Source organism: Psychrobacter sp. (genome assembly GCF_035469765.1).
GTDB lineage: Bacteria > Pseudomonadota > Gammaproteobacteria > Pseudomonadales > Moraxellaceae > Psychrobacter.
The window spans coordinates 1-8,058 of sequence record NZ_DATIRM010000199.1 but is presented as its reverse complement, the minus strand read 5'-3'; the positions used below and the strand labels follow the sequence as shown (position 1 = coordinate 8,058).

Annotated in this window: 7 protein-coding genes; 1 reads left to right on the top strand and 6 read right to left on the bottom strand. The window is 41.8% G+C overall.

What is annotated here, in order from left to right; translation table 11 throughout:
- Positions 1 to 306: 306 nt before the first annotated feature.
- On the top strand, positions 307 to 1,446 hold the full coding sequence (gene ttcA / locus VLN09_RS05675; protein WP_325244509.1) for a tRNA 2-thiocytidine(32) synthetase TtcA: 1,140 nt from the start codon (positions 307 to 309) through the stop codon (positions 1,444 to 1,446).
- A gap of 82 nt (positions 1,447 to 1,528) precedes the next feature.
- On the opposite strand, the gene VLN09_RS05670 is transcribed toward ttcA, so the two are convergent.
- The 6 genes from VLN09_RS05670 to ccoN form a co-directional block, all read right to left on the bottom strand.
- Positions 1,529 to 2,110: a FixH family protein gene (locus VLN09_RS05670; protein ID WP_325244507.1), complete on the bottom strand. Its 582-nt coding sequence runs from the start codon at positions 2,108 to 2,110 to the stop codon at positions 1,529 to 1,531.
- 161 nt (positions 2,111 to 2,271) lie between these two features.
- Positions 2,272 to 3,681, bottom strand: coding sequence for a cytochrome c oxidase accessory protein CcoG (gene ccoG / locus VLN09_RS05665; protein ID WP_325244505.1), 1,410 nt, complete (start codon positions 3,679 to 3,681; stop codon positions 2,272 to 2,274).
- A 332-nt stretch (positions 3,682 to 4,013) separates the two neighbouring features.
- Positions 4,014 to 5,162, bottom strand: a complete 1,149-nt coding sequence (gene ccoP, locus VLN09_RS05660) for a cytochrome-c oxidase, cbb3-type subunit III (RefSeq protein ID WP_325244502.1) — start codon at positions 5,160 to 5,162, stop codon at positions 4,014 to 4,016.
- Complete coding sequence (locus tag VLN09_RS05655) at positions 5,162 to 5,341, bottom strand: cbb3-type cytochrome c oxidase subunit 3 (RefSeq protein WP_325244500.1); 180 nt, start codon at positions 5,339 to 5,341, stop codon at positions 5,162 to 5,164. Before VLN09_RS05655 ends, ccoP begins: the two co-directional genes overlap by 1 nt.
- Complete coding sequence (ccoO, locus tag VLN09_RS05650; protein ID WP_325244498.1) at positions 5,341 to 5,979, bottom strand: cytochrome-c oxidase, cbb3-type subunit II; 639 nt, start codon at positions 5,977 to 5,979, stop codon at positions 5,341 to 5,343. Before ccoO ends, VLN09_RS05655 begins: the two co-directional genes overlap by 1 nt.
- A gap of 9 nt (positions 5,980 to 5,988) precedes the next feature.
- Entirely contained in the window at positions 5,989 to 7,470 is a 1,482-nt protein-coding gene (gene ccoN / locus VLN09_RS05645; RefSeq protein ID WP_325244496.1) for a cytochrome-c oxidase, cbb3-type subunit I, read from the bottom strand.
- Between the last annotated feature and the right edge of the window lie 588 nt (positions 7,471 to 8,058).

The window sequence follows — 8,058 nt, the reverse complement described above, 5'->3', positions numbered from 1 at the left end:
TTTAAAATGAGGGCACGCCCTAAGACGATGAAGTTAAGAAAATGGATAATCAACCATCAGAAGTCATGAATACCAAATGAGCCTTTAGAGAAAAGGTTGCATTTAAGGCGATAATTTATTGTCATCTTTTCAATCTGTTAGCAAATTTTGCTATAATCGCTGCTGTTTTAAATCACTGCTTTAAAGCGCGATATTTAGAAGCATGATGGCGAGCCATACGTAAATAGTTTTTATTGCCATGTTTTTTCCAAACCGATTTCTACCTCTTTAAAGCAAAGCCATTCTTATCAAGATATTGAGTAACTTATGACCGTAGCAACCTTGTTTACCCCACAAATCATGCCTGAGCTTGATGCTACCTATATGGGTACTGACATTAATGATCAAACAGAGCAAACGGCTATCGATACCATGTTAGACGCTGATAGCGATGATACTGATTTTATGGATGAGCAAGTGGACAGTACACTATCGGATACTCAAGCATTGACAGAGTCAGCTCACTTTCGTAAGTTACAAAAAAAGCTGCGCCGCCAAGTATCATGGGCGATTCGTGACTTTAATATGATTGAAGATGGCGATGTGGTGATGGTCTGTGTATCGGGCGGTAAAGACAGCTATACGTTACTTGATATATTGCTGCTATTAAAACGTATTGCACCGATTCATTTTGATATCGTTGCCGTCAATCTTGATCAAAAGCAGCCAGGTTATCCGGAAGAAGTACTACCTGCCTATCTAAACGAGCAGGGCATTGCTCATTATATTCTGGAAAAAGATACTTACAGTATTGTTAAAAGCGTGGTGCCAGAAGGGAAGACCTATTGTTCGGCGTGTTCACGTTTACGTCGTGGCTCACTGTATGGTTTCGCCAAACAAATCGGTGCGACCAAGATTGCGCTTGGGCACCATCGCGATGATATGTTGGCGACTTTCTTTTTGAACTTATTTCATGGTGGGGCGCTCAAATCGATGCCGCCGAAACTGCTCAGTGATGACAAGCAAAATATGCTCATTCGTCCGCTGGCTTATGTGGAAGAAAAAGACATCATTGAGTATGCAAGTTTGAAAGCATTTCCGATTATTCCGTGCAATCTCTGTGGTAGCCAAACCAACCTGCAACGTGCCATCATTAATGACATGCTACGTGAATGGGATGACGCCCATCCTCAGCGCTTAGCCTCTATTTTTAAAGCGATGCAAAATGTAGCGCCTTCGCAATTGGCAGACAGAGAGCTATTTGATTTTGAAACCTTGAGCCTTGAGCGTGATGACAACGAGCGTTTGTTTGAAGGTGATAATATACAAGCAGGGCAGACAGAGAGTCTGGCCGAGATTGGTTTGCCAGTCATGCCAAAAACGCAGGTATTTAATCCAAAATTTGCTGATGCAGAAAAGGGCAGCCGTAGCCCGCAAAAAATCCCAACGATCAATCCAGTTATTTAATTCCGTTTACTCTCGTTAAACTAAAAAACCAGCCATGAAACGATCATGTGCTGGTTTTTTAGTTTTAGCGATGTTTAAAAAATTAACTTTCAGCAAAAACAGGTAGTGGCTCAAAGCTAACCTCTGAGCGTGGTAACTTGGCAACGTCCTGCATACGCCAATCGTCTTGACCCTCATTAGTCACCTGCAGATAGTATTTGGCTTTAAGAGGGTCGATATCTACTTGTGCGATATATTTATTACCTTCTTGGTGCTTTAGTACCACATCATGGTCTTTTTTGATATCAGTAGCATGCGAGATGGACAATTCCAACGTATCAGGGTAGGTCAGTGGCGTACCATTAAGCAATTTACCTGATTGTAAACTTTGCTCAGGATAATCCAAATAAAACACGATATCGCCATTCTCTGCAAACTGCATCTTGCCATGCAAATCTAAATCATAAGTGAGCTTGTCACGCGAGACATCGTGGTATAACGTCTTACCATCCATATACCAGTCGTCACGTACCACGCTATCACGAATCTGGTAAGAGTAATAAACGAACCAGAGGCAAGCAATGACCACAAAAGCTGGCATACCAATAACAAAGATAACCACCATGTAATTTTTATACCATGGCTGGCTGTCTTGACGCTTAAAATTTGAGGCTGAACTGGACATAACATACCTATTAATCAGATATCTAGTAACCGTATTGACGGATAAATCTGACAGCTCAGAGCTGTCAAAGTAACATAAACCAAAGACCAATTAACTATCGATTAGCGCTATCAAGCGACAGTTAATTGGGGAATAAATTTATTATATATGGCATTTAACCATTACTGACCTTGGGTCGTAAAGATATTTTGCTTACTGACTTTATATTTGCCATCTTCACTACTGACATTCAAGGTCACTGGTGTCTGACCAAACTCAATTATCTTAGGATCGCCATAAATACTAACAGGCATATCGAAACTTTCACCGGCATCCAATGGCACATCATTGAATCGAAGCTCTAAGCTCAGACCATCTTGTGGCGCAAGCGTTATCTTATAAGTGTGGTCGTCTTGGGTTTTGTTGGTTAGTTTCACGATATAGCTATTTTCAATCATGCCTTGGGCATTGGTTGAGGACAATTGATTGCGGTCACGGCGAATATCAATCTCTAACGGCACACGGTCATTTAATGCATATAAGACACCGCTGCACAGTATGGTGAGTAGTGCCAAATAAGCAAAGAAACGTGGGCGGAAGACACGACTTTTCTCTTTTTCCGCCAATTGACGCTCAGTAGTATAGCGAATCAATCCTCGTGGATAGCCAACTTTATCCATAATCTCATTACAAGCGTCAATACAAGCAGCACATTGGATGCAACCGACTTGTAGTCCATCACGAATATCGATACCCGTTGGGCAAACCTGTACACACATTTGACATTCAATACAGTCACCTAAATGATCAGGATTGGTGCCTTTTTTACGAGTACCACGAGGTTCTCCGCGCTCATAATCATAAGAAACCACTAACGTATCTTTATCAAACATTACGCTTTGAAAGCGGCCATAAGGACAGATTTGGATACACATTTGCTCGCGCATGTAACCCGCATTGGCGTAGGTAGCAAAGGTAAAAATAAACATCGATACCCATACCCATGTCGGCCAATCAGGGAAAGGAATAAAACCAATTGTTTGCCAACTTTGATATAAATAATCTGTACCAGCGACATAACTGACAAAGGTTGCCGCAGTAATCACTGAAAACACGAACCAGATAAAATATATCAAAGAGCGTTTAAAAGCTTTTTTTGCGCTCATCGGTTCTTTATCAAACTTGATGCGTTTATTACGATCACCAAGCACCCATTTCTCAACATATTGATAAAGATGTGTCCAAATAGTTTGTGGGCAGGCATAACCACACCAAACCCGCCCTGCATATACCGTCACCATAAATAGAGTGAAGGCGGCAATGATAGCAAAGGCGGCAATAAAGTAAAAATCCTGCGTCAAAAATGTCATGCCAAAAATATAATAATGCTGCGATGGCACATCAAACCAGATAGCTTGTCGTCCGTTATAGCGCAACCACGGCAACAGCAAAAACGCTGCCAAAAGTGCGTACATCGTGATGACCCGAATATTTTGGTAAAAACCGGTGACAAACCTTGGATGGACACGATGCTTTGTGGCATCTAGATCTATTTGTTGTACAGGGATTTTATGGGATTGTGGTGCTGACATAAACGTGCCTCTTTAAAAAAAGAATCAGTCTGCTGGCATGGGTAACAAACATCTATTATAGAATAAGATAGGTGGATGTGCGATGTTATAAATTTCAATAAATAGTGACAAACATAAAAACTAAAACGTTGTTAACTTGTCTACCAAATAATCGATTGTAAATAATGGCTTAAAAGGTTTATATGGCTCTTTTACCAATGTTCAAGCACATAATGATGTGACTTTAATTTTAAAAAAGGGAGGACTGCAATAACAGACCTCCCTTTATCTAAATCCACTCATCAATGAGATAGCTATTCTAATAACCATGGCTAACTAAAACGATTATAGTATTAATTCACCGTTTTCTCTGTGCTTGTCACTTGTTTTGGCGCAGTAGCAGCAATAGCGGTTGCTTTAGCAGCAGGTTGAGCAGTTCTATCTGATAGTGAGTACACGTAGGCAGCAACTAACATAATACGCTCATTACCTAGCTTGGTTTCCCACTCAGGCATAACACCTGCGCGACCATAACGTAACGTTTCTCGGATAGTCTCGCGATCGCCACCATATAACCAGATATTATCCGTTAAGTTTGGTGCACCGGCTGAAATCATACCTTTACCATCCGGACCATGACAAAGCACACAGTTGGTAGGTTCTTTAAAGATGGCTTCACCTTGAGCGACTTGGGCTTTATCTAGCTCGTAGCCTGGTTGGTTACCAGATATCGATAACACATATTCAGCAACAGCACGGATACCATCTTCACCGAGCTGGTCACGCCATGCAGCCATACCACCGACTCGACCATTATGTAGCGTCGTCAAGATATTTGACGCTTCACCACCATATAACCAATCATTATCAGTTAAATTGGGGTAGCCAGCAGCACCCTTAGCGTTAGAGCCATGGCAGACCGCACAGTTCTGTAAGAACAGGCGACTACCGACTTTTAGCGCATTCGGATTTTCAGATAACTTTTCTACATACGGCGATAACTCTGCAATTTTTTCATCAATTTGAGCTTGCATGTCTGCAGGTGGCGTTTCACTGTGACGCATGGTAGCTTGCATCTCAGACAAGCTGGCTAGAGTTTTGGTTGCACCACTAGCATCTGCTTTGGCCAAAATATTTTTCTCAAAGTTATCGGTAAATACTTTGTTATTACTCTCAAGCTCACTATAAAGCTCGTTTTTAGAGGTCCATGGCAAGGTCTTTCCATCAACTTCTACGGTCGTAATACCTTCCCATTTTGATGGAAAGATAGCAGGGAAAAATACCCAGTAGGCAACACCCCAAATGATTGAACCAAAAAATATCACCAGCCACCATTTAGGGAGTGGTTTGTCATATTCTCGAATACCGTCGTATTCATGCCCTGTGGTACCGTCTTCTTCTACTTCTGGTTTGTATTTCAATACCATTAGTAAAATACCGAGGATAGATGCCCAGCACAGGATACTTAGTATAGTTATCCAAGAACTCCAAAAGAATGTCATCATTTATCCTTATCGCGCTGCTCGTCAGACAGAGATTTTATATCCTCGTCATCAAGCGCAAGTTTTGCATCTTCTTCGAAGCGTTTTTTGTTTTTTGGCGAATACGCCCACCATGCAACACCTACAAAGGCAATAAAGGCAGAAACGGTCGCAATTGTTTGTAATTCACCAATACCCATTAGCGCTGTCCTTCCATTGCGGTACCTAACTGCTGTAGGTAGGCAACCAAGGCATCAAGCTCAGTAGCACCAAGCACAGCATCTGGAGCGCCTTCGATATCTTCTTCAGTATAAGGTACACCGAAGCGATCACGGAAGAGACGCATTTTGGTTTGAACATTGGTACCATTCACTTCATTGGTCGCAAGCCATGGGAAACCAGGCATAACCGATTCAGGTACTAATGAACGTGGATTAATCAGATGTTGTTTTTGCCAATCTTCAGAATAGCGTCCACCAACACGTGCTAAATCAGGACCAGTACGTTTTGAGCCCCATAAAAATGGGTGATCCCACGTTGATTCAGCAGCACGCGAGTAGGGTCCATAACGTTCAACTTCAGCACGTAATGGACGTACCATTTGGGTATGGCAGACGTGACAACCTTCACGAATGTAGATGTCACGACCTTCAAATTCAAGCGCAGTCCAAGGCTCCATAGAAGGCAAAGGTTTGTTAACCCCACCTTCTTCAGCGCCCTTATAATCGTATATCAGCGGTACAATCTCAACGAGCGTTGCAAAGCTAATGGCAATAACGATACCGATGACCAACAAGCCTGTATTTTTTTCAATAATTTCATGCGGTGTACCAGCCATGATCGCTCCTTATACTTTAGCTGTCGAGATTTGATCGACACTAGGTTCATGATCAGTCGGATCAGCAATATCTACTGGCTTACCCTCTGGCATCTTGATTGTTTTATAGACATTATAGGCCATGACAAACATACCAGATACATAAAGAAGACCACCAAACGCACGACCAATATAGGGGAAATGCGAGAACTCAACGGTATCAACAAAGCTGTAGACCAAAGTGCCATCAGGGTTAGTAGCCAACCACATCATGCCTTGACCAATACCTGAAATCCACATAGATACAATATAGAAGATAGTACCCGCTGTTGCTAGCCAGAAATGCGTCGTGATTAAGCTGATAGAGTACATTTTTGGTTTGTTATAAATACGTGGTAACAGTACGTATAGCGAACCAATAGTAATCATACCAACCCAGCCAAGTGCACCTGAGTGTACATGACCTACTGTCCAGTCAGTGTTATGCGATAGCGCATTCACTGTCTTAATAGACATCATTGGACCTTCAAACGTTGACATCGCATAGAATGATAGTGCCACAATCATAAAGCGAATGATCGGATCCGTACGCAGTTTATCCCAACTACCTGATAACGTTAGTACACCGTTAATCATACCACCCCAAGACGGTGCAAATAGGATGATTGAGAACACCATAGCAAGCGACTGCGTCCAATCTGGAAGCGCTGAATAATGCAAATGGTGACCACCAGCCCACATATATGAAGCAATCAATGCCCAAAAGTGAACGATAGACAAACGGTAAGAGTAAATAGGACGACCAATCTGTACCGGAACGAAGTAGTACATCATTCCAAGGAAAGCAGCCGTTAAGTAAAAACCTACTGCATTGTGCCCGTACCACCACTGCACCATGGCATCAGTTGCACCGCCAAATAATGAATAAGATTTAAAGGCACTAACAGGAATCGCCATGCTGTTTACGATATGCAATAGCGCAATCGTAATAATAAAGGCAGCAAAGAACCAGTTAGCCACATAAATATGTGAGGTTTTACGCTTGATGAGGGTACCGAAGAAGACAATGGCATAAGAGATCCATACCAAAGCAATCAAGATATCGATTGGCCACTCAAGCTCAGCGTACTCTTTAGTCGATGTTAAACCTAAAGGTAGGGTAATAACCGCCGATATGATAACCGTCTGCCAACCCCAAAAAGTAAACCAGGCTAGATAAGGGGCAAATAATCTTGTCTTACAAGTACGTTGGACAATATAGTAAGACGTTGCGAACAAGGCTGAACCACCGAACGCAAAAATAACCGCATTCGTGTGCAGCGGTCTTAAACGACTAAAGGTCAGCCATGGAATGTCGAAATTGAGTGCTGGCCATGCTAACTGAGAAGCAATGAACACACCAATACTCATGCCGACGATGCCCCATACCACGGCCATAACCGTAAAAAATCTTACGATAGTAATTTCGTACTCACGGTCAATGGGGGCGAGTGCTGTGTTTTGTAAACTCATTGGATGATTCCTTTACAGCCCGAATTATCAACAGAATTAACTAACACGCCGTGTTGTCTGGGTCATGATAACGATCATAACCAGACAATGGCTTTGGTAAATACTGTTTTTCACTTATCTTATCAGGCTGACGTTATTAACTATCAAGCGAAGCGTGGTCTAGATATCAGTGATAACTGATGGGTAGAAGGCAGTACTAAAACACACTGCGCGCACAGCTGGTTGATAGTAGGATTGTTAATACATTGTCAGGTTTAATAAGAGAATGTGTCATCATTGAGCATCAAACATCTATTGAGGCTGAGTATTTATCTTAATTGTCACAGCTAAAAACCGTACAAACCAAGATAGATACTGATATTCAACCGGTGATAAGAAGGTATCGACCGTTAATGTGTGCTAGCGATAGCTGACAAAAAAACATATTTACGTAATGTTTAGTTAAAACTCCCGACTCTGTTTAAGGGTATTGTAACGCAAACCTAATTAAATATCATCAGAACTATGCGCCAAAATACAAACTCTTTGGTAAAAATCTTCGCAAGCAACTTATTACTGCTGCGTTATCCACTTATTTTATACCCAATT

What these genes read in the sequence shown, in the direction of transcription:
- VLN09_RS05655 (WP_325244500.1), bottom strand. Translation starts at nt 5,341, where the DNA reads ATGGGTATTGGTGAATTACAAACAATTGCGACCGTTTCTGCCTTTATT.
- VLN09_RS05670 (WP_325244507.1), bottom strand. Translation starts at nt 2,110, where the DNA reads ATGTCCAGTTCAGCCTCAAATTTTAAGCGTCAAGACAGCCAGCCATGG.
- ccoP (WP_325244502.1), bottom strand. Translation starts at nt 5,162, where the DNA reads ATGACATTCTTTTGGAGTTCTTGGATAACTATACTAAGTATCCTGTGC.
- ccoG (WP_325244505.1), bottom strand. Translation starts at nt 3,681, where the DNA reads ATGTCAGCACCACAATCCCATAAAATCCCTGTACAACAAATAGATCTA.
- ccoO (WP_325244498.1), bottom strand. Translation starts at nt 5,979, where the DNA reads ATGGCTGGTACACCGCATGAAATTATTGAAAAAAATACAGGCTTGTTG.
- ccoN (WP_325244496.1), bottom strand. Translation starts at nt 7,470, where the DNA reads ATGAGTTTACAAAACACAGCACTCGCCCCCATTGACCGTGAGTACGAA.
- ttcA (WP_325244509.1), top strand. Translation starts at nt 307, where the DNA reads ATGACCGTAGCAACCTTGTTTACCCCACAAATCATGCCTGAGCTTGAT.